Source organism: Streptomyces saintjeani (genome assembly GCF_055409605.1).
The window spans coordinates 7,899,627-7,923,616 of the sequence record NZ_CP189624.1 but is presented as its reverse complement, the minus strand read 5'-3'; the positions used below and the strand labels follow the sequence as shown (position 1 = coordinate 7,923,616).

1 protein-coding gene is annotated in these 23,990 nt (G+C 72.7%); it reads right to left on the bottom strand.

Annotated elements, in window-relative coordinates; translation table 11 throughout:
* Window positions 1-2: 2 nt before the first annotated feature.
* Window positions 3-23,579: a non-ribosomal peptide synthase/polyketide synthase gene (locus tag ACQCO7_RS35720; protein WP_464075686.1), complete on the bottom strand. Its 23,577-nt coding sequence runs from the start codon at window positions 23,577-23,579 to the stop codon at window positions 3-5.
* Window positions 23,580-23,990 lie beyond the last annotated feature (411 nt).

The window sequence follows — 23,990 nt, the reverse complement described above, 5'->3', positions numbered from 1 at the left end:
CGTCAGATCTCCTCTGTGTCGGTGGAGTCAGCGAGTTCGGCGATCCGTGCGGCGAGCACGGGGCCGAGTTGGGCGAGTGCGCCCGGCCGGGTCATGCGGTCGTGGCGCGCGGTGATGTCGTACGACGTGATCGGGCCGTCCACGTACGGCCGCCACACGTCGGCGCCCGGCGAGTCCTGCTCGCGGTCGATCGTGGAGTTGAACAGGAGCATCTCGCCCTGGAACACGGCCGGTTCGAAGGTGAGGGCCAGGCTCGCGTTGTTGATCATCACGGCGACGACGGCTTCGAGGTGGCGGCGCTCCAGGCCGGCGAGCGCGCTGCCGCGCTGCCTGAGGACGGCCATCACCTCGTCGTACGTCAGCTCCCCGGGCGGGAGTTCGTCGGGGTCGCAGTCCAACATGCCGACCAGGACGTCCCGTTCGGCCGGGACCGGCGCCTCGTCGAAGGTCAGGTCGACGACCGGGTACGCGTCGAGGATCGCGAGCAACGCCGTGCGCCGGCCCAGGCGTTGGAGTTCCGTGGCGACCGCGTGCGCGATGAGTCCGCCGGCCGACCAGCCGAGGAGGAGGTACGGGCCCTCCGGCTGGATCTTGCGGATCTGCTCCACGTAGTCGGCTGCCATCTCCTCGTAGCTGCCCGGCCTCGGTTCGTCCCGGGCGAGGCTGCGCGCCTGGATGGCGTACACGGGGTGCTCGGGGTCGACGTGGCTGAGGAGCCCGCTGTAGCACCAGCTCACGCCGCCGCCGGGGTGCACGCAGAACAGCGGCGTGCCGGTGCCGGCGGGCCTGAGCGGCAGGACGACGTCCAGCGAGCCGTCCGCGTCCTGAAGCGCCAGCCTGCCGGAGAGTTCGGCGACGGTCGGGGCCTGGAACAGGGTCCGCAGGCCGATCTCGACGCCCAGGGTGTCCCTGACCCTCGCGACCAGGCGGGCCGCGAGCAGCGAGTGGCCGCCGAGGTCGAAGAAGCTGTCCTCGATGCCGATCCGCTCGACGCCGAGCGCTTCCGCGAAGAGGTCGCAGAGGACCTGTTCCTGCGGGGTGCGGGGGCCTCGGTGGGGGGTGGTGTCCGGGGTGTGGTCCGGGGCGGGGAGGGCGGCGTGGTCGAGCTTGCCGTTGGGGGTGAGAGGGAGGGCGGGGAGGGGGATGTACGCCGAGGGGATGAGGTACGGGGGGAGGTGGCGGCGGAGGTGGGGGGTGAGGGTGGAGGCGAGGGGGGCGGGCGCGGCGGGGGTCACGGGGACATCCGCCTCGGGGGCCAGTGGTACTACCCCACGCCCCGCACCGCCCTCAGCCGCCGGCGGAGCGTCGTACACCCCGTCCCTCTCAGGTACTACGTACGCCACCAGCCGCTTGTCCCCCTCCCGGTCCTCCCGCACGACGACCGCCGCCTGGGCCACCCCGGGGCAGGCCGCGAGGGCGGCCTCGACCTCGCCGGGCTCCACGCGGAAGCCGCGCACCTTGACCTGGTCGTCGGCGCGTCCGGCGAACTCCAGCTCGCCGCCGCGTGTCCACCGGGCGAGGTCGCCGGTGCGGTACATGCGGGCGCCGGGAGGGCCGTAGGGGTCGGGGAGGAAGCGTTCGGCGGTGCGGGCGGGCCGGCCGAGGTAGCCCCGGGCCACCCCCGTACCGGAGAGGTACAGGTCGCCGACGACGCCGGGGGGCGTCGGGCGCAGACGGCCGTCGAGGACGTACGTCCGCATCCCGGCCAGGGGACGGCCGAGCGGGACCGGGCGGGTCTGGTCGGGTTCCGTGTCCATGACGTGGTGGGCGGCGAAGGTGGTCGTCTCGGTGGGGCCGTACCCGTCGACGACCCGCAGGCCGGGGCAGGCGGCCATGACCCGGGCGACCGCGGCGGCGGACACGACGTCGCCGCCGGTCCACGCCTCCCGCACGCCGGCCAGCGCCCCCGGCTCCTCCTCGGCGAGCAGCCGGAACAGCCCGGCGGTGAGCCACAGCCCGGTCACCCGGCCGTCGCCGATGGCCCGCGCCAACTCCCGGATGTCCAAACGCCCTTGGGGAGCGACGACGACCGTGCCGCCGTTCAGCAGCGGCACCCACAGTTCGTACGTCGAGGCGTCGAACGCGACCGGCGCGTGCAACAGCACCCTCCGGTGCGCGCCCCCGGCGAAGCAGGGCGCCTGCGCGAGCCCGGCGACGTCGCCGTGCGTGACGACAACTCCCTTGGGCCGTCCGGTCGATCCGGAGGTGTACATCACGTACGCCGCCTGATCCGCCCGGCACGTCGCCTCCGGTGCCTCGGTCCGTGTCTCGGCCTGGATCAGCGCGGTGAGGACGTCCTCCGTGAGGACGAGTGCCGCGCCGGTCTCCCGGACGACGAGGTCGACGCGCGCGGGCGGGAAGCCGGGGTCCACCGGCACATATGTGCCGCCCGACTTGAGGATTCCGAGGAGCGCGACGACGAGTTCGGCCGACCGTTCCATGAGGACGGCGACGGCCGTCTCCGGGCCGACTCCCTGCCCGGCGAGGGCGTGCGCGAGCCGGTTGGCCCGCTCGTCGAGCTGCCGGTACGACCAGGTCGTGCCGTCCTGTTCGACGGCGACGGCGTCGGGGATGGCCCGCACCTGCTCGGCGAACAGGTCGGTGAGGGGGCGGACCGGGGCGAGTTCGGCGCCGGTGGCGACGGCGAGGAGGTACCGGTGTTCCTCGTCGCCCAGGACATCGACCTGACTGATCGTCATTTCTGGGTGCTGGGCGGCGCTTTCGAGGAATCGCACCCATCGGCCGACGAGTGCGCCGACCGTCTCGGGGTCGAACAGGTCGGTCGCGTACTCGACCGCGCCGACCAGCCCGTCCGGCCGTCCGTCCTCGGTGTACCGCTCGGCGAGGCTGAACGTGAGGTCGCAGCGGGCGGTCCCGGTCGGGACGGACTCGTAGCCGAGGGTGAGTCCGGGAAGCGTGAACTCGCCCGTGGGGGCGTTCTGGAGGGCCAGCATCACCTGGAACAGCGGGTGGTGGGCGAGGGAGCGGGCCGGGTTGACGACCTCCACAAGGTGCTCGAACGGCACGTCCTGGTGGGCGTAGGCGGACAGGGCGGTCTCCCGGACCCGGCCGAGGAGGTCGGCGAACGTCGGATCGCCGGACGTGTCGGTGCGCAGGACCAGGGTGTTGACGAAGAACCCGACCAGGTCGTCGAGGGCCTCGTCGGTGCGCCCGGCGACCGGGCTGCCGACCGGCACGTCCTCGCCGGCGCCGAGCCGGGTGAGAAGTGCGGCGAGGCCCGCTTGCAGCACCATGAACATGCTGGCGCCGTGGTGGGCGCACAACTCCCGCAGCCTGCCGTGGAGTCCGGCATCCAGGTGAAGCGCGAGCTGGGCGCCACGCTGGGACGCGGTGGCGGGGCGGGGGCGGTCGGTGGGCAGCGGGGTCTGGTCCGGGATGCCTGCCAACGCCTGCTTCCAGTAGGCGAGTTGTCCGGCGAGGCGGCTGTCCGTGTCGGCGGCCTCGCCGAGCAGCTCCTGTTCCCAGAGCGTGTAGTCGGCGTACTGGACAGGGAGTTCGGCCCATTCCGGTGCCTCGCCCCGGCAGCGAGCGGCGTACGCGCTCGCCAGGTCGCGGGAGAGCGGGCCCATGGACCAGCCGTCGCCCGCGATGTGGTGGACGACGACCAGCAGGACGTGCGTCTCGGCGCCGAGCCTGAACAGGTGCGCGCGCAGGGGCAGTTCACCGGCGAGGTCGAAGCCGTGCGCCGCGGCCCCGGCGAGGAGTCCGGGGAGTCGCTCCTCGTCGGCGTCGAGGACGGACAGTGCGGGGTGGGCGTCGGCCAGGACGTGCTGGTGAGGCACGCCGCCGGTGTCCGGGAAGACGGTCCGCAGGCTTTCGTGACGGCCCGTCACGTCGGAGAGGGCCGACTCCAGGGCCGTTCGGTCGAGGCGGCCGGTCAGGCGGAGGGCGAGCGGCATGTTGTAGGTGGCGCTCGGGCCCTCCATGCGGTGCAGGAACCACAGGCGGCGCTGGGCGAACGACAGCGGTACCTGTTCGGGCCGTTCGGCCTTGGTCAGCGCGGGCCTCGCGGTGCCGGCCTGGTCGAGGCGGGCAGCGAGGGCGGCCGGGGTGGGCGCCTCGAACAGGGCCCGGACGTCGAGTTCGACGCCGAGGGTGGCGCGGACGCGGGAGGCGAGGCGGGTGGCGAGGAGTGAATGGCCGCCGAGGTCGAAGAAGTTGTCGTCGACGCCCACGCGTCCGGTGTTCAGGATCTCACCGAACAGGTCGGCCAGCAGCTCCTCTTGGGGTGTGCGGGGGGCGCGGCCGGTGGTCGTGCGGTCCGCCTCGGGGGCGGGCAGGGCGGCGCGGTCGAGCTTTCCGCTGGCTGTGCGGGGGAGGTCGTCGAGGACGACGAAGACCGACGGGACGAGGTGCTCGGGGAGCCGATCGCGGGCGTGGGCGCGGAGGGTGGCGGGGAGGTTGCCGGTGGCGCGGGGAGTGTTGGTGAGGGGGGAGCCCTTGTCGGCTGCGGGGCGGTACAGGGTGGGGTGGCCCTGGGGGGTGGGTTGACTGTGGGAGGCGGGGTGGCCGTGGGGAGTGGGGTGGCTTTCGGTGACGAAGGTGACGTCGAGGAGGTCGGGGCCGTCCGGGGACCAGGTGACGTGGGCGGGGCGACCGCAGGTGTACCAGTCCTCGGGGTCCGGAACGCCTTGCGGGTCGTGGCCGGCCTCGGTGGCGAGGCGGGTGTTGGGGACGCCCGTGATCCGCAGGGTGGGGGTCGCGTCGGCCGCCGCGAGGGCCTGGTCCAGGGTGAACACGTCCTGACCCCAGGCGAGTTGGGTGAGGGACTGTGCTGTGGTCCCGGCCGCCGCGCGGAGGGTGACGTCGTAGCGGTGGCGGGTCAGTTCGTTGTGGTGGCGGCCCCGGCGGATCTCGATGGAGACGTCCAGGTTCCGGCCCAGCGTGGTGAACCAGTCTGGGTCGACGAGGAGTTCCTCCTCACGCCGTACCGCTTGGTCGACCGCGTCCGGGTCCATGCCGTGGACGGCGGCGAGGAACGGACGCAGCAGCCGCAGGTTACGGACGTCTCCGAGGAACAGGGCGCCGCCGGGGGCGAGGAGGCCCGTCAACTTGCCCACGACGTCCCGGAGATACTCGCCGCTCGGGAAGTACTGGATCACCGAGTTGATGACGATCGTGTCGAACTCGCCCTCGGGCAGCCCGGTCACGTCGTGCGCGGGCTGGGTGCGCAGGACCACCCTGCCGGTCAACTCCGGCCGCTGCCCGACGTGTTCGGCGAGGACGCCGATCGCGGTCGCCGAGAAGTCGGTCGCCCAGTACGTCTCGCAGTCGGGCGCGAGCTTCGCCAGCAGCAAGCCGGTTCCGGCGCCGACCTCCAGGATGCGGCGGGGCTTGAGCGCGCGGATGCGGTCGACGGTGGCGTCCCGCCACTCCCGCATCTCCGCCTCCGGGATGGGCCGGCCGTCGTAACTGCTGTTCCAGCCGGTGAAGTTCTCGCCGAACGCGGTCTGCGCGGCGGTCACGGGGAGGGCGTCGTAGGTCTCCCGCCAGGTCTCCACGATGTCCAGTTCGTGGTCACGGCGTGCGGTGGCCGGGACGACGTAAGCGATCAGGCGGTCGTCCCGTACCGTCACGACGCTGTGCGCGACGGCCGGGTGGTCGGTCAACTGGGCTTCCACCTCGGCGGGTTCGATACGGAAGCCGCGCACCTTGACCTGGTCGTCGGCGCGCCCGGCGAACTCCAGCTCGCCGTCACGCGTCCAGCGGACGAGGTCACCGGTGCGGTACATGCGGGCGCCGGGAGGGCCGTACGGGTCGGCGACGAACCGATCCGCCGTCAGGCCCGCCCGGTTGAGGTAGCCCCGCGCCAACCCGGCGCCGGACACGTAGAGTTCGCCGGGCACTCCGGGCGGGACCGGCTGGAGGCCGGCGTCGAGGACGTACACACGGGCGCCGGTGATCGGGCGTCCGATGGGCGGGAGTTGGCCGGTCGGGGTGAGCGGGTCGCTCATCGTGGCGCAGACCGTCGTCTCGGTCGGGCCGTACGCGTTGATCATCCGGCGGCCCGGAGCCCAGCGCTGGACGAGTTCCGGCGAGCACGCCTCCCCCGCCACGACCAGCGTCGTGGCCGTCAACTCCCCTTCCAGCGCGACCAGTACGGACGGCGGAACCGTCACATGGGTCACGTCGAGTTCGGTGAGTGCCGGGAGCGGGTTGCCGGGTGGCGGCAGGACGAGGGTCGCACCGGTCAGCAGGGCCGTGTACAGCTCGGACACGGACGCGTCGAAGCTGGGCGAGGCGAACTGGAGGACCCGGCTGTCCGCATCGATGGCGAACCGCTCGACCTGGCCCGCGACCAGGTGGGCGAGCCCGGAGTGGCTGACGACGACGCCCTTGGGGCGGCCGGTCGAGCCCGAGGTGTAGATGACGTACGCCGGGTGCTGCGGGAGGACGTGGGTCGGGGGTGTCGTGTCGGGGTAATCGGTTGCAGCAACGGCTTCCGGGGAGTCGACGACGACCGCCGGCCGCGCGTCGTCCAGCATGAACGCGATCCGGGACTCCGGGTACGCCGGGTCGACGGGCAGGTAGGCCGCGCCCGCCTTCAGGACACCGAGGATGCCGACGACGAGTTCGACGGACCGGGGCAGCTTCAGCGCCACCAGGTCCTCGGGGCCGACGCCCTGTTGGATCAGGTGGTGCGCGAACCGGTTGGCGTGGGCGTCGAGTTCGGCGTAGGACAGCTCCCGCTCCCCCGCGACCAGCGCGACGGCGTCGGGCGTCGTCCGTACCTGGCGGGCGAAGGCGGTCGGGAGGGACTCGGCGGGGATGCCGCTGTCGGCGGCGGGCTCCAGCAGGCGGCGGCGTTCGTCGGCGGTGAGGATGTCGGCGCGGCCGATGGGCCGGGTGGGTTCCTCGACTCCCGCTCGCAGCAGGCGGGTCCAGCGGTCGACGAGGCCGGTGACCGTGTCGGGGTCGTAGAGGTCGGTGGCGTACTCGACGGCTCCGGAGATGCCGCCCTCGGGGCGCTCGTAGAGGTTGAAGCCGAGGTCGAACTTGGCGGTGCCGGTCGGCACGGTCAGCGGGGTGACGCGCAGACCGGGCAGGTCGAAGGTGCCCATCGGGGCGTTCTGGAGGGCGAACATCACCTGGAACAGCGGGTGATGGGAGAGGGAGCGCACCGGGTTGAGTTCCTCGACAAGGTTCTCGAACGGCAGGTCCTGGTGGGCGTACGCCGACAGGGACGTCTCCCGGACCCGCCGGACCAGCTCCTCGAACGAGGGGTCGCCGGACGTGTCGGTGCGCAGGACAAGGGTGTTGACGAAGAACCCGACCAGATCGTCCAGCGCCTGGTCCGTACGGCCCGCCACCGGACTGCCCACCGCGATGTCCGTACCCGCTCCCAGCCGCGTGAACAGCGCGGCGAGACCGGCCTGGAGCACCATGAACAGGCTCGCGCCCTGTCGCCCGGCGAGGTCGCGCAGGCCCTGGTGGAGTTCCGGGTCGAGGTCGACGAGGAGGTGGGCGCCGTCGTATCCGGCGACCGCCGGGCGCGGTCGGTCGGCGGGGAGGCGGAGTTGGTCGGGGAGGTCGGCCAACTGGTGTTTCCAGTAGCCGAGTTGTCCGCCGAAGGTGCTCGCCGGGTCGGACTCGTCGCCGAGGAGGGCGCGTTGCCACAGGGTGTAGTCGGCGTACTGCGCGGGCAGGGGCTGCCAGTCCGGTTTGCGGCCGGCGCGGCGGGCGGCGTACGCCTCGGCGAGATCGCGGGAGAGGGGGCCGGTGGACCAGCCGTCGCCGGCGATGTGGTGCATGACGAGGAGCAGGACGTGTTCGTGGCTGTCGAGTGCGAACAGCTCGGCCTTCAGGGGGAGTTCGGCGGTCAGGTCGAAGGTGGAGCGGGCCGCGCGGGAGAGGAGTTCCGGCAGGCGGGCTTCGTCGGTGCGGGTGACCCTGAGGCGAGGGTGGGCGGCGTCCAGGACATGCTGGGTCGGGGTGCCGTCCGGGCCTTCGGGGAACACTGTGCGGAGGGTCTCGTGGCGGTCCGCGACGTCGGCGAGGGCCGCTTCGAGGGCGCGTTCGTCGAGCTGTCCGGTGAGGCGCAGGGCGAGGGGGATGTTGTAGGTGGCCTCGCTGCCCTCCATCTGGTGGAGGAACCACAGGCGGCGCTGGGCGAACGACAACGGCAGGACGTCCGGGCGGACTTGGCTGGTCAGGACGGGCCGGGCCTGCCCTGCGGAGTCCAGTGCGGCGGCGAGCCCGGCGACGGTCGGCGTCTCGAACAGGGTGCGCAGCGGGAGTTCCACGCCGAGGGTGGCGCGGACCCGGGAGGCGAGGCGGGTGGCGAGCAGAGAGTGGCCGCCGAGGTCGAAGAAGCCGTCGTCCGCGCCGACTTGGGCGACGCCGAGCACTTCGGCGAAGAGTCCGGCGAGCAACTGCTCGCGGGGCGTGCGGGCTTCGCGACCGGTTGAGGTGAACTCCGGGGTGGGCAGGGCGACTCGGTCCAGCTTGCCGTTCGGTGTCAGCGGCAGCGCGTCCAGCACGACGAACGCGCTGGGCACCATGTGGTCCGGCAGCCGCTCCTTCAGGTACGCCCGCAGCGCGGCGGGGGCGGGCTCGGCACCCGGCGCGGGGACGACGTAACCGACGAGCCGCTCCCGCCGTACCGCCACGACCGTGTGCGCGACCTCGGGGTGATCGGCCAACTGGGCCTCGATCTCCGCCGGTTCGATACGGAAGCCGCGCACCTTGACCTGGTCGTCGGCGCGTCCGGCGAACTCCAGCTCGCCGTCACGCGTCCAGCGGACGAGGTCACCCGTGCGGTACATACGGGCGCCGGGCGGGCCGTACGGGTCGGCGACGAACCGATCCGCCGTCAGGCCCGGCCGGTTGAGGTAGCCACGCGCCAACCCAGCGCCCGCGACATAGAGTTCACCGGCAACGCCGGGCGCCACGGGCTGGAGGCCGGCGTCGAGGACGTACACGCGGGCGCCGGTGATCGGGCCGCCGATGGGCGGGAGTTGACCCGTCGGGGTGAGTGGAGTGCTCGCCGTGGCGCAGACCGTCGTCTCGGTCGGACCGTACGCGTTGATCATCCGGCGGCCCGGAGCCCAGCGCTGGACGAGCTCCGGCGAGCACGCCTCCCCCGCGACCACGAGTGTCGTAGCGGTCAACTCCCCTTCCAGCGCGACCAGTACGGACGGCGGAACCGTCACATGGGTCACGTCGAGGTCCGTCAGCGCGGGCAAGGGGGCGTCGGCGGGGGCGAGGACCAGGGCGGCACCCGTGAGGAGTGCGGCGCACAGGTCCCAGAAGGAGGCGTCGAATCCGGTGGAGGTGAACTGGAGGACGCGGCTGTCGTCGTCGAGGGCGAGGCGTTCGACCTGGGTGGCGACGAGGCTCGGGATGCCGGCGTGGGTGACGACGACGCCCTTGGGGCGGCCGGTCGAGCCCGAGGTGTAGATGACGTACGCCGGGTGCTGGGGCAGGCTGCGGACCTGCGGTGTCGTGTCGGGGTAATCGGTTGCCGCAACGGCCTGCGGGGACTCGACGACGAGCACCGGCCGCGCGTCCTCCAGCATGTGCGCGATCCGCGCCTGCGGGTACTCCGGGTCGACGGGGACGTAGGCCGCGCCCGCCTTGAGGACGCCGAGGACGGCGACGATCAGCTCGACGGACCGGGGCAGCTTCAACGCCACCAAGTCCTCGGGGCCGACGCCCTGTTCGATGAGGTGGTGCGCGAACCGGTTGGCGCGGGCGTCGAGTTCGGCGTACGTCACCGTTGTTGCGCCGCTGACGACTGCGGGGGCGTCGGGGCGGCGGCTCACCTGTCGCCGGAACAGGTCCGGGAGGACGGCTTGCGGTACCTCGCGGGTGGTGTTGCGGTCGTGCAGGAGGGTGCGGCGTTCCCGCGTGCCGAGGACGTCGAGCGTGCCGATGCGGCGGCCGGGGTCGGTGGCGGCAGCGGTCAACAGCCGTCGCCAGCGGTCGAACAGGGTGCGTACGGAGTCCTCGTCGAAGAGGTCGGCGCTGTACTCCAGGACCGCTTCGAGGCCGTCGGGGGTGCCGTCGGGGCGGCGGTGTTCGGTGACCGCGATCGCGAGGTCGAGGCGGGCGGTGCCGGTGCCGACGGGGACCGGGGCGGTGTGCAGACCGGGGAGCGCGAAGTCGCCCTCGGAGGTGTTCTGGAGGGCCAACAGGACCTGGAACAAGGGATGGTGGGCGAGGGAGCGGACCGGGTTGAGGGTCTCCACCAGGTGCTCGAACGGCACGTCCTGGTGGTCGTAGGCCGACAGCGCGGTCTCCCGGACGCGGCCGAGGAGTTCGGTGAAGGTGGGGTCGCCGGACGTGTCGGTGCGCAGGACGAGGGTGTTGACGAAGAAGCCCACCAGGTCGTCCAGCGCCTGATCCGTACGGCCCGCCACCGGGCTCCCGACCGCGATGTCCGTACCCGCGCCGAGCCGTGTGAACAGGGCGGCGAGACCGGCCTGGAGCACCATGAACAGGCTCGCGCCGTTGCGGCGGGCCAACTCGTGGAGGGCGCAGTGGAGTTCGGCGTCCACGGTCGCCGCGAGGAGGCCGCCTCGGTGGGTAGTGCCCGCCGGGCGGGGGCGGTCGGTGGGGAGGTGGAGCTGTTCGGGGAGGCTCGCCAGCGCCTCGCGCCAGTAGGCGGTCTGTCCGGCGAAGGCGCTCGTGGCGTCGGACTCCTCGCCGAGAAGGTCGCGCTGCCAGAGGGTGTAGTCGGCGTACTGGACGGGGAGTTGGGCCCAGTCCGGCGCCTCGCCCCGGGTGCGGGCCGCGTACGCCGTCGCCAGGTCGCGGGAGAGCGGTCGCAGGGACCAGCCATCGCCCGCGATGTGGTGCAGGAGGAGGAGCAGGACGTGTTGCTCGGGCGCGAGGGTGAACAGCTCGGCGCGCAGGGGGATTTCGGTGGCCAGGTCGAATCCGTGGCTCGCGGCGCGGGCCAGCGCCTCGGGGAGGCCGGCCTCGTCGGTGTCGATGACGGTCAGGGCGGGGTGGGCGTCCGTCAGGATGTGCTGGTGGGGTACGCCGTCCACATCCGGGAAGACCGTCCGCAGACTTTCATGACGGTCCGTCACATCATCGAGGGCGAGGCGGAGTGCCTCGCGGTCGAGGGGGCCGGTCAGACGCAGGGCGAGCGGCATGGCGTAGGTGGCGCTCGGGCCCTCCATCCGATGCAGGAACCACAGGCGGCGCTGGGCGAACGACAACGGCAGTACGCCGGGGCGGAGTTGGCGGGTGAGCGCGGGGCGCGCCGTGTCCGCGTCGCCGAGGCGGGCTGAGAGGGCGGCCGGGGTGGGTGCCTCGAAGAGGGCGCGGAGTTCGGGTTCGACGCCGAGGGTGGCGCGGATGCGGGAGATCAGGCGGGTGGCGAGCAGGGAGTGGCCGCCGAGCGCGAAGAAGTCGTCGTCCGGGCCGGCTTGGGCGACGCCTAGCACCTCGCCGAAGAGGTCGCACAGCAGCTGTTCGCGTGCGCTGCGCGGGGCGCGGCCCGTCGTCTCGGGGGCGGGTGCGGGCAGGGCGGCGCGGTCGAGCTTGCCGTTGGGGGTCAACGGCAGGGCGTCCAGGGCGAGTACGGCCGAGGGGACCATGAAGTCCGGGAGCCTGTCGCGGAGATGGGCGAGGAGGGGGGCCGCGGGTACGGCCGCCGGGACGACGTAGGCCACGAGGCGGTCGTCACGCACGAGCACCGCCGCCCGGGACACGCCGGGGTACGCGGTGAGCGCGGCCTCGACCTCGCCGGGTTCGATGCGGAAGCCCCGTACCTTGACCTGCTGGTCGGCGCGGCCCAGGAACTCCAGCTCGCCGTCGGTGCGGCGGCGCGCGAGGTCGCCGGTGCGGTACATGCGGGCGCCGGGCGGGCCGTAGGGGTCGGCGACGAAGCGATCCGCTGTCAGGGCCGGGCGGTCGAGGTAGCCGCGCGCCAGGCAGGTGCCGGACAGGTACAGCTCGCCGGGGACGCCGGGCGGGACGGGGCGCAGGGCCGCGTCCAGGACGTGCGCCCGGACCTGGTCGATCGGGCGGCCGATGGGCACGGGGTGGGTGTCGTGTCCGGCGGGCAGTGCGTAAGCGGTTACTACGTGCGTTTCCGCCGGGCCGTAGTGGTTGTGGAGCCGCCGGCCCCGGAAGGCGTGCAGCCCGCCGACCCGCATGGCCTCGCCGGCCTGAACGATCAGCCGCAGGTCCGGGAGGTCCCGGCCCTGTTCCTCGGCGGCCTGCGCGACCGCCTCCAGCATCAGGGTCGGGGCGTACAGCTCCTCGACCCGGTGCCGCTCCAGCCAGCCCACGAACCGTTCGGCGCTGCGCCGTTCATCGTCCGTGGGCACGACCAGCGTCTTGCCGTACAGCAGCGCGGACAGGGTCTCCTGGACGGCGACGTCGAAGCCTGCGGCGGTGAACTGCGCGACGCGCGTGCCGGGTTGGCCGCCGAGGGTGGTGTGGTGCCAGCGCAGGAGGTTCGCGAGTGCCTCGGCGGGCATGACGATCGCCTTGGGGCGGCCGGTCGACCCGGAGGTGTAGATCACGTATGCCGGGTGCTGTGCGGCATACGCCGCCTCGGGGGCGGTGTCGGGGTGGCCGGGGCCGGGGTCGACGGTGGCCGGGTCGTCGAGGACGAGGGCCGGGCGGGCGTCGGCGAGCATGAACTCGCGGCGGGCGGCGGGGTATTCGGGGTCGACGGGGAGGTAGGCGGCGCCCGCCTTCAGTACGGCGAGGGTCGCGACGACCGCTTCGACGCCTCGCGGCAGGGAGATCGCGACGATGTCCTCGGGGCCGATCCCGCGTGAGGTCAGGGAGTGGGCGAGGCGGTTGGTGCGGGCTTCGAGGTCGGCGTAGGTGAGGGTGGTGTCCTCGAAGACGACGGCGGGGGCGTCGGGGAGTTCGACGGCGCGGCGGGTGAAGAGCGCGGGCAGGGGGATGAACTCGCTCTGCCCCACGGCGAGTTCCGGTGCGGGCGTACGTTCGTCGTCGAGCAGGACGTCGAACCGGCTGAGGCTCGACTCCGGTTCGGCGACAGCCGCTCGCAGTACCCGGACCCAGCGCGCGAGGAGCCGTTCCACGGTGTCCGTGTCGAACAGGTCGGCCGCGAACTCCACGTATCCGTGGACGCCCGTGCCGTCCCGCTCCAGCAGGTGGAACGACAGGTCGAACATGGCCGTGGGCGCGTGCACCGGCACGATCTCGGCCTGTACGCCGGGGAGTTCGAAGGTCCCGCCGGGTACGTTCTGGAGCGCCAGCAGCACCTGGAACAGGGGCTGCCGGGCCAGTGAGCGCGTCGGGTTGAGGGCCTCGACCAGGTGCTCGAACGGCAGCTCCTGGTGGTCGTAGGCGGCGAGGGCCGACTCCCTCACCCGGCCCAGGAGTTGGGTGAACGTCGGGTCGCCGGACGTGTCGGTGCGCAGGACCAGGGTGTTCACGAAGAAGCCCACGAGGTCGTCGAGCGCCTGGTCGGTGCGGCCCGCGATGAGGCTGCCCACGGGGATGTCGTCGCCCGCGCCGAGCTTGTTCAGCAGCGCGGCGAGCCCGGCCTGGAGCACCATGAACAGGCTCGCGCCCTGACGGCGGCCGAGGTCGAGGAGCCCGGCGTGCAGGTCGGCGTCCAACTCGACGCGGATCTGGCCCCCTTGGAAGGTGGGCGTGGCCGGTCGGGGCCGGTCGGTGGGGAGGTGGATCTGGTCGGGGAGCCCGGCGAGGGTGTCCGTCCAGTAGGCGGCCTGGCGCGCGAAGAGGCTCTCCGAGTCCCCGGCGTCGCCGAGGAGTCGCTCCTGCCAGAGCGTGTAGTCGCCGTACTGCACGGGGAGTTCGGCCCAGTCGGGGGCCTGGCCCGCGCAGCGTGCCGTGTACGCCGCCGCGAGATCACGGTTGACCGGGCCGAGGGACCAGCCGTCGCCCGCGATGTGGTGGACGGTGACAAGGAGGACGTGGACGCCGGGTCCGTCGGTGAACAGGTCGGCGCGCAGGGGCGGTTGGGTCGCCAGGTCGAAGGGGCGGGCCAGGGAGGCGGCGAGGTTCACGCCTTCGGTGACCGGGAGGTGGGGGCGGTGCTCGGGCAGGACGTGCTGGTACGGAACGCCGTCGATGTCCGGAAAGACTGTGCGCAGGCTCTCATGACGGTCCGTCAGGTCCGCGAGGGCCGCTTCGAGGGCGGTGCGATCGAGCGGGCCGGTCAGGCGCCAGGCCAGCGGGATGTGGTAGGCCGCACTGCCGCCGTCCAGTCGGTGCAGGAACCAGAGCCGGCGCTGGGCCGACGACAGGGGCAGGCGTTCGGGCCTGGCGGCCGGGACGAGCGCCGGGCGGGCCTCGCCCGCCGTACCGAGGCTCGCGGCGACCCCGGCGACGGACGGGGACTCGAAGAGCGCCCGCAGTTCGAGTTCCACGCCGAGCGCGGCGCGGACCCGGGCGACGAGCCGGGTGGCCAGCAGCGAGTGGCCGCCGAGGTCGAAGAAGTCGTCGTCCAGGCCGACTTGGGCGACGCCGAGCACCTCCGCGAACAGGTCGCACAGGATCTGTTCACGCGGGGTGCGCGGCGCGCGGCCCGACTCGGTCGGCGTGAGGTCGGGCGCGGGCAGGGCGGCGCGGTCCAGCTTGCCGTTCACGGTCAGCGGCAGGGCGTCCAGGGCGACGAACGCGGCCGGGACCATGTGCTCGGGGAGGCGTCCGCGCAGGTGGGCGCGGAGGTCGTCCGGTGCCGTGCTCCCCACCACGTACGCGACGAGCCGCGTGTCGTCGGCGCGGTCCTGCCGGGCCAGTACGGCGACCTGCGCGACCTCGGGGTGTGCGGCGAGGGCCGCCTCGATCTCGCCCAACTCGATCCGGAATCCGCGGACTTTGACCTGGTCGTCGGCGCGCCCCGCGTACTCCAGCACCCCGTCCACCCGCCGCCGGACCAGGTCGCCGGTGCGGTACATCCGCGTGCCGGACCCGCCGAACGGGTCGGCGACGAAACGTTCCGCGCTCAGCCCCGGCCGGTTCAGATACCCCCGGGCGAGCCCGGCCCCGGCGACGTACAACTCCCCCGCCACACCGGGCGGGACGAGCCTCAGATGCCGGTCCAGGACGTAAGTCCGCAGGTCCGGGATCGCGGTACCGATGACGCTGGACGGCTGCGCGAGAGAGGCGGCGTCGAGGGCTTCGTACGTGACGTGCACGGTCGTCTCGGTGATGCCGTACATGTTCACGAGAACCGGCGCGTCGTCCGCGTGGTGGGTGTACCAGTCCGCCAGGCGGGCGGGTTCCAGGGCCTCGCCGCCGAAGATCACATACCGCAGGGACAGGCCGGAGGCGTCGGAAGGGAGCTGGTAGAAGGCCGACGGGGTCTGGTTGAGGACCGTCACGCCCTCCTCGGCCAGCAGCGCCGCGAACGCCTCGGGGTTGCGGGACACGTGGTAGTCCACGACCACCAACCGGCCACCGTGCAGCAGCGCACCCCACAACTCCCAGACGGAGAAGTCGAACGCGTACGAGTGGAACAGCGTCCACACATCGTCCGGACCGAACCCGAACCACTGGTCCGTGGAACGGAACAACCGCACCACATTGCCGTGCGGAACGACCACGCCCTTGGGACGGCCGGTCGAGCCCGACGTGTAGATGACGTACGCCGGATGGTCCGGCGAGATCCGTACGCCGGGGTCGGTGTCGGGGTAGCCCTCCCCCACCATGCCCAAGTCGTCCAGCACCAGCGCCGGTCGAGCGTCCTCGACCATGAACTCCCGCCGTGCGGCGGGGTAGTCGGGGTCCAGCGGCATATACGCGGCACCGGACTTGAGGACACCGAGGACGGCTACGACGAGGTCGGTGGAGCGGGGCAGGGCAAGGGCGACGAAGTCCTCGGCCCCCACGCCCCGTTCGAGGAGCCAGTGGGCCAAACGGTTGGCACGGGCGTTGAGTTCGCCGTACGTCAGGCGGTCCGCACCCGCGACGACGGCCACCGCGTCGGCGCGCTCCCGTGCCTGTGCCTCGAAGACGGACACGATGTCGCCGGCCGGGGTCACGTCACGGGCCACCGGTGCGGGGAGCAGCGCGGCGCGTTCCGTGGCCGACAGGACGTCGACCTCGCTCAGCCGGACCCGGGCGTCGGTGACGCCGGCCCGGAGGACCCGGATCCAGCGGTCCACCATGCCCTGGACGGTGCCGGTGTCGTAGAGGTCGCCCGCGAACTCCACGAAGCCGTCGATGCCTTCGGGTTCCCCGTCGTCCGTGTGGCGTTCGGACATGGAGAAGATGAGGTCCAACTTGGAGGTGGTGGTGGTGAGTTGGACGGTGCTGGTGGTGAGTCCCGGCGGGGCGAAGTCGGCCCGGGGCGCGTTCTGGAGGACCAGCATCACCTGGAACAGCGGGTGATGGGAGAGGGAACGGGCCGGGTTGAGGGCCTCGACGAGGTACTCGAACGGCAGGTCCTGGTGGGCGTAGGCGGCGAGGGAGACGTCGCGGACGCGGGCGAGGAGGTCGGCGAAGGTGGGGTTGCCCGAGGTGTCGCCGCGCAGGACGAGGGTGTTGACGAAGTAGCCGATCAGGTCGTCGAGCGCCTGGTCGGTGCGGCCGGCGATGAGGGTGCCGACGGGGAGGTCCTCGCCCGCGCCGAGCTTGTCGAGGAGCCCGGCGAGTCCGGCGTGCAGGACCATGAAGAGGCTGGTGCCGTGCGTGCGGGCCAACTCGCGCAGCTCGTGGTGGAGTTCGGCGTCGAGGCGGACCCGGACGAACCCGCCCTGGTGGGAGGCGACGGCCGGGCGGGGCCGGTCGGTGGGGAGCTGGATCTGTTCGGGGAGCCCGGCGAGGGTCTGCGTCCAGTAGGCGGCCTGGCGCGCGAAGAGACTCTCCGAGTCCCGCGCATCACCGAGGAGTTGGTGCTGCCAGAGCGTGTAGTCGGCGTACTGGACGGGGAGTTGGGCCCATACCGGTTCCTCGCCCCGGCAGCGGGCCGCGTACGCGTCGGCGAGGTTCTGGGCGAGCGGACCGAGGGACCAGCCGTCGCCCGCGATGTGGTGGATCACCAGCAGCAGGACGTGCTCTTCCTCGGCGGCCTCGAACAGCTGGGCGTACAGGGGAAGTTCGACGGCCAGGTCGAAGGCGTACCGGAGGGCCCCGGCGAGGACGGTGCCCAGCGTGTCCTCGGTGAGGTTCCCGCTCCGCAGCGGGAGTCGCGCCTCCTCCGGGTCCAGGATCCGCTGGTACGGGACGCCGTCGAGCTGCGGGTAGACGGTCCGCAGGCTCTCGTGGCGCACCACGACGTCGGCGAGCGCGGCCTCCAACGCCGCCCGGTCCAGGGGGCCTTGGAGCCTCCAGGCCAGCGGGATGTTGTAGTTGGCGCTCTCGCCCTCCAACTGGTGCAGGAACCACAGGCGTCGCTGGGCGAACGACAGCGGGATCAGTTCCGGGCGGGACGGCGAGGCGTCCAGGGCGAGGCGGGCCTGTCCGGCGGCGGCGAGGCTCGCGGCGAGCCCTGCGGGGGTCGCGGCCTCGAACAGGGCACGCAGTTCGAGTTCGACGCCGAGGGTGACGCGGACCCGGGCGACGAGGCGGGTCGCGAGGAGTGAATGGCCGCCCAGATCGAAGAAGTTGTCGTCCACGCCGGCCTCGGGGACGCCGAGGATCTCCGCGAACAGCTCGCACAGGATCTGCTCCTGCGGGGTGCGCGGCGCCCGCCCGGAGCCGACGGCCCCGACCTGCGGCTCGGGCAGCGCACGCCGGTCCAGCTTGCCGTTGGCGGTCAGCGGCAGGGCGTCCAGCGCGACGAACGCGCTCGGCACCATGTACTCCGGCAGCCGCTCCCGCAGGTGCTGGCGCAGCGTCGCCGAGTGCGCGACCGTGCCGGGCGCGGGGACGACGTACGCGACGAGCCGCGTGTCGTCGGCGCGGTCCTGCCGGGCCAGTACGGCGACCTGCGCGACCTCGGGGTGTGCGGCGAGGGCCGCCTCGATCTCGCCCAACTCGATCCGGAATCCCCGGACTTTGACCTGGTCGTCGGCGCGTCCGAAGAACTCCAGGGTGCCGCGCGCGTTCCAGCGCACGACGTCCCCGGAGCGGTACATCCGGGTCCCCGGCAAGCCGTACGGGTCGGCGACGAAACGCTCCGCCGACAGCCCCGGCCGCCGCAGGTAGCCGCGCGCGAGCCCGGCCCCGGCGACGTACAACTCCCCTGCCACGCCCGGCGGTACGGGGTTGAGGCGCTCGTCCAGGACGTAGCCGCGCAGGTCGGGAATGGCCGTGCCGATGACGCTGGACGACTGCCCGACGGACGCGGCGTCGAGGGCTTCGTACGTGACGTGCACGGTCGTCTCGGTGATGCCGTACATGTTCACGAGAACCGGCGCGTCGTCCGCGTGATGGGCGTACCAGTCCGCCAGGCGGGCAGGTTCCAGGGCCTCGCCGCCGAAGATCACATACCGCAGGGACAGGCCGGAGGCGTCGGAAGGGAGCTGGTAGAAGGCCGACGGGGTCTGGTTGAGGACCGTCACGCCCTCCTCGGCCAGCAGCGCCGCGAACGCCTCGGGGTTGCGGGACACGTGGTAGTCCACGACCACCAACCGGCCACCGTGCAGCAGCGCACCCCACAACTCCCAGACGGAGAAGTCGAACGCGTACGAGTGGAACAGCGTCCACACGTCATCCGGACCGAACCCGAACCACTGGTCCGTGGAACGGAACAACCGCACCACATTGCCGTGCGGAACGACCACGCCCTTGGGACGGCCGGTCGAGCCCGACGTGTAGATCACGTACGCCGGATGATCCGGCGAGATCCGTACGCCCGGGTCGGTGTCGGAGTACCCCTCCCCCACCACACCCAAGTCGTCCAGCACCAGGACCGGTTGAGCGTCCTCGACCATGAACTCACGTCGCTGGGACGGGTATTCGGGGTCCACGGGAAGATACGCGGCACCGGCTTTCAGGACGCCGACGATCGCGACGACGAGGTCCGCCGAACGGGGCAGGGCGATGGCGACGAAGTCCTCGGCACCGACGCCCTGTTCGAGGAGCCAGTGGGCCAAACGGTTGGCACGGGCGTTGAGTTCGCCGTACGTCAGGCGGTCCGTACCCGCGACGACGGCCACCGCGTCGGCGTGGTCGCGCGCTTGGGTCTCGAAGACGGACACGATGTCGCCGGCCGGGGTCACGTCACGGGCCACCGGTGCGGGGAGCAGCGCGGCGCGTTCCGTGGCCGACAGGACGTCGACCTCGCTCAGGCGGACTCCGGCGTCGGCGACGACCGTGCGCAGGACCCGTGCCCAGCGCTCGGTGATGCCGCGGACGGTGTCGGGATCGAAGAGGTCGGTGCTGTACTCGACGGTGCCGGTGAGGGGGCCGTCGGGGTGTTCGGTGAGGTTGAAGGTGAGGTCGCACTTCGCGGTGCGGGTGGGGACCAGGTCGGCGGTGGCGTGCAGGCCGGGGAGGTCGAACGCGCCGAGGGGGGCGTTCTGGAGGGCCAGCATGGTCTGGAAGAGGGGGTGGTGGGCGAGGGTGCGGGTGGGGTTGAGCTCCTCGACGAGGTGCTCGAAGGGGAGGTCCTGGTGGGCGTAGGCGGCCAGCGCCGACTTCCTTACGCGGCCCAGGAGTTCGGCGAAGGTGGGGTCGCCGGTCAGGTCGGTGCGCAGGACGAGGGTGTTGACGAAGAAGCCGATCATGTCGTCGGTGGCCTCGTCGGTGCGGCCGGCGACGGGGGTGCCGATGGGGATGTCGTGTCCGGCGCCGAGCTTGGCGAGGAGGGCGGCGAGGGATGCCTGGAGGACCATGAAGAGGGTCGTTCCGTGGCGTCGGGCCAACTCGCGCAGTTCGTCGTGCAGTTCGGGGGCGATGGTCAGCGGGAGCTGTTCGCCCCGGTACGTCGTGGCGGCGGGGCGGGGGCGGTCGAAGGGGAGTTGGAGCTGTTCGGGGATTCCGGCCAGTTGGCCGGTCCAGTAGGCGAGTTGGTGTGCGGAGAGGCTGTCCGGGTCGGTCGCCTCGCCCAGCAGGTCGCGCTGCCAGAGGGTGTAGTCGGCGTACTGGACCGGCAGTTGGGGCCAGTCGGGGGCCTGGCCTTCGCGGCGGGCGGCGTAGGCGCGGGTGACGTCCTGGGCGAGGGCGCCGACGGACCAGCCGTCGCCGACGATGTGGTGCAGGATCAGGAGGAGGGTGTGGTCGGTGGCCGTCGTCTCGAACAACTCGGCGCGGAAGGGGAGTTCGGTGGCGAGGTCGAAGGTGCGGCGGGCGGACGCGAGCATGCGGGCCGGCAGGTCGGCCGCGTCGGCGGTCGATACCGTCAGCGGGATCTCGGGGTTGTCGAGGACCCGTTGGCAGGGGACGCCGCGTTCGTCGGGGAAGACGGTCCGCAGGCTCTCGTGCCGGGTGACGACGTCGACAAGGGCCTGCTCCAGGGCCGTTCGGTCGAGGTCGCCGGTCAGGGTGAGGGCGAGGGGGATGTGGTAGGTCGAGCCGGTGCCCTCCATCCGCTGGAGGAACCAGAGGCGGCGCTGGGCGGAGGAGAGCGGGACCGCGCCGGGGCGCTCGTACGGGGTGAGGGCGGGGCGGGTGCGGTGCTCGCCGGAGTCGACCGAGCGGGCGAGGCCGGCCGGGGTGGGGGCGTCGAAGAGGTCGGTGAGCCGCAGGTCGACGTCGAAGGCGGAGCGGATGCGGGCCAGCAGGCGCATCGCGAGGAGGGAGTGGCCGCCGAGGGTGAAGAAGTCGTCGTCCGGGGCGACTTGGGGGACGCCGAGGACGTCGGCGACCAGCGTGCACAGGAGTTCTTCGCGGGCTGTGCGCGGGGTGCGGCCGGTTGAGGTGGCCACCGTGCCGGGGGCGGGCAGGGCGGCGCGGTCGAGTTTGCCGTTCGCGGTCAGCGGGAGGGCGGCCAGGGCGACGATCGCGGCCGGGACCATGTGGTCGGGGAGACAGGCGCGCAGGTGGTCGCGGAGGGCCTGCGGGTCGGCGGCGGCGGTGGGCGCGGGGACGACGTACGCGACGAGTCTGCCGTCGCGGGTGACGACGGTGGCCTCCGCGATGTCCTGACGGTCCGTCAACCTGACTTCGATCTCGCCGGGTTCGATACGGAAGCCACGGATCTTCAGCTGGACGTCGGTGCGGCCGAGGTAGGTGAGGGTGCCGTCCGAGGAGCGGCGTACGAGGTCGCCCGTGCGGTACATACGGGTGCCGGGGGCGCCGAAGGGGTCGGCCACGAAGTGGGCCGCCGTTGTCGCCGGTTGGTTGAGGTAGCCGCGCGCGAGGGCTTCGCCGGAGAGGTACAGCTCGCCGGGGAGACCGTCGGGGAGGGGGTGCAGGGCGGCGTCCAGGACGTGGGCGCGCAGGCCGGGGAGGGGGAGGCCGAGGGTGGGGCGGGGGGCCTCGATCGGGGCGGCGAGCGCGTCGACCGTGCACTCGGTGGGGCCGTAGAAGTTGAGGCAGCGGACGCCGTCCACACTCCTCAACTCGTCCCACAGGCCCGGCGGGAGGGTCTCGCCGCCCGCGATGACGAGGGACGGGCGGTGGTGGGCCGGGTCGAGGAGGCCGTGGTCGAGGAGGGCGCGCAGGTAGGTGGGGGTGGCGTTGACCAGGCCGAGGCGGTGGGTGCGCAGGTGGGTGACGAAGGCGGTGGGGTCGGCCCAGGTGGCGCGGTCCAGGACGTGCAGGGTGTGGCCGGCGAAGAGGCAGCCGAGCTGGTCCCAGGAGGCGTCGAAGGTCACCGAGGTGGTGAGGGGGACACGGAGGGGGGCACCCTCAGAGTTCTCGGTGTTCTCAGAGATCTCGGGGTACAGGGTGGTGCGTTGGTGGTGGATCAGGTTCGACAGGGCGCCGCGTGTGGCGAGTACGCCCTTGGGGCGGCCGGTGGAGCCCGAGGTGTGGATGACGTACGCGGGGTGGAGAGCGTCGATCGTGCGCCGGGGGGCCGTTGGTGACAGCTCGTCAAGCGCCGTGTTCAGTAAGGCAGTCGGCGTTCCGGCGGGCAGACGGTCGCGGGTCGCGGCGTCGGTGAGGACCATCACGGGGCGTGTGTCGTCGAGGAGTTCGGCGAGGCGGGCCGTGGGGTGGTCGGGGTCCAGGGGGACGTATCCCGCGCCGGTCTTGAGGCTCGCGAGGATCGCGGCGACCAGGTCCGCCGAGCGGGGCAGGGCCAGGGCGACGAGGCGTTCGGGGGCGGCGCCATGGGTGAGAAGGAGGCGGGCGATGCGGTTGGCGCGGGCGTCCAACTCGGCGTAGGTGAGGGTGGTTTCGGGGGCTACGACGGCGACGGCGTCCGGGGTGCGGGCGGCTTGGCGTTCGAAGAGAGCGGCCAGGTCAGGGGTTTGCGGAGCCGGAGCCTTCGGAGAAGGCACGCTCTTCCTCAAGAACGGCACCCGCCCGAGGAGTTGCTCCCCGTCCGTCCCCGCCAGACTCCCCAGCAGCCCCGCCAGCGCCCCCGCCTGGGCGGCGTGTTCCGTCTCCTCCCACCTGTCGGCGCCGGTCTGCAACGAGACCTGCGGTCCCCGCCCGTCCTGCCGGTCCACCGCCCACACCGCGAGGTCCGTCGCCCCGCCCTCGGAGAGGTCACGGACGGTCGCCGGGTGCCCGGCGAAGTCCAACGACCGGGTGAAGGGGCGGTAGTTGACCACCACCGGCCACGCCGAACCCGGCGCTCCGGTCAGGCCGAGGTCGCGGTGGATGTCCTCGCCCCGGTAGCGCTGGTGCCGCAGCGCCGACCACACCTCGCGGTCCACGTCGTCGAGGAGTGCCTGCCAGGTCATGCCGGGGTGGACCGTGAGGCGCAGGGGGACGACGTTGGAGACGAGGCCCGGGAAGGCGGCGAGGACACGGTTCGAACGGGAACGGCCGGTGACGGGGAGGCCGACCAGGAGGTCACGGGCGCCGGTGAGGCGGTGCACGTGGAGGGCCGTGGCCGCGATCAGCGTGCGGGAGGCGCGGGCGCCGGTGCGTTGTGCAACCGCTTGCAGCGGGTTTCCGTCCAGGGCGTCCAGGGGGAGCGGGACGACGCGGGGGCGGACCGTGGGGTCGGTCGTCGGGCTGCCGAGGTGCGCCGGGTCGGGGAGGCCGGCGAGGTGGTCGGCCCAGTGCGCGCGGTCCGCCGTGAAGCGGGCGGAGGCGCGGTACTCGGCGTCCGCGTCGACGGCCTCGCGCAGGGTCGGGAACGGCGCCGGGTCCGCCGTGTCGCCGCAGGCCAGGGCCGAGTAGACGGTGGCTGCGCGCTCGGCCATGAGGACGAGGCCGACGCCGTCGGTGACCAGGTGGTGGTAGGCGTGGTACCAGAGCCAGTGGTCGTCGGCGAGGCGGATCAGGGCGTGCGAGTGGAGGGGGTCGCGGGCCGGGTCGAGGGGGCGCAGCCGGTCCGCGTGCATCCACCGCACGGCGTCCTCAAGGGAGTTGATGTCGAGGCGGGCGAGGTCCGGGCCCTGGGTCTGCCGAAGGGTCTGGCGGGGCCCTTCGGGGCCGTCGCCGAACACGGCGCGCAGGCCGTCGTACTCGGCCACGGCCTGCCGCAGCGCCGTCGCGAACAGGTCCGGGTCGACGGGGCCGTCGATCTCCAGGTATTCGCCGATGCGGTACACCGGGAGTACGCCGGGCGTGCGCTGTTCGGCGAGCCAGATCTCGCGCTGGGCCGCGGTCGCGGGAAGAGCGGCGCCGTCGCGGGCAGACATGGGAGTACCTCCGGGGTGGTGCGGGAGAAAGGGGGACCGGGCGGGGAGATCAGAGAGGGCTGCGCGGGGAGAAACGTGGGGTGAAACCGGTTGCTCCGGTTACTGCCGGAGCCTGGGGCAGGGACGGACCGGAAGCAGGGCGGGACGAGACAGGGAGAGACCCGGGGCGGGGCGGGGCGGGACCGGAGGCGGGACCGGCGCGGAGTCGAAGCGTGGAAGACAGACCGGGGTCGGGGTCAGGTCCGGAACCACAGCCGGGTTCGGAACCACAGCCAGGTTCGGAACCACAGCAAGGTCGGGAATCCGAGGTCAAGGGGCAAGTGGCCAGAGGGCAGGAGGCCAGGGCAGCCGGAGCCGAAGTCCTGACCCGGCCGACCCCACCCGACCCCACCCGGCTCTCACCGAGAGCGC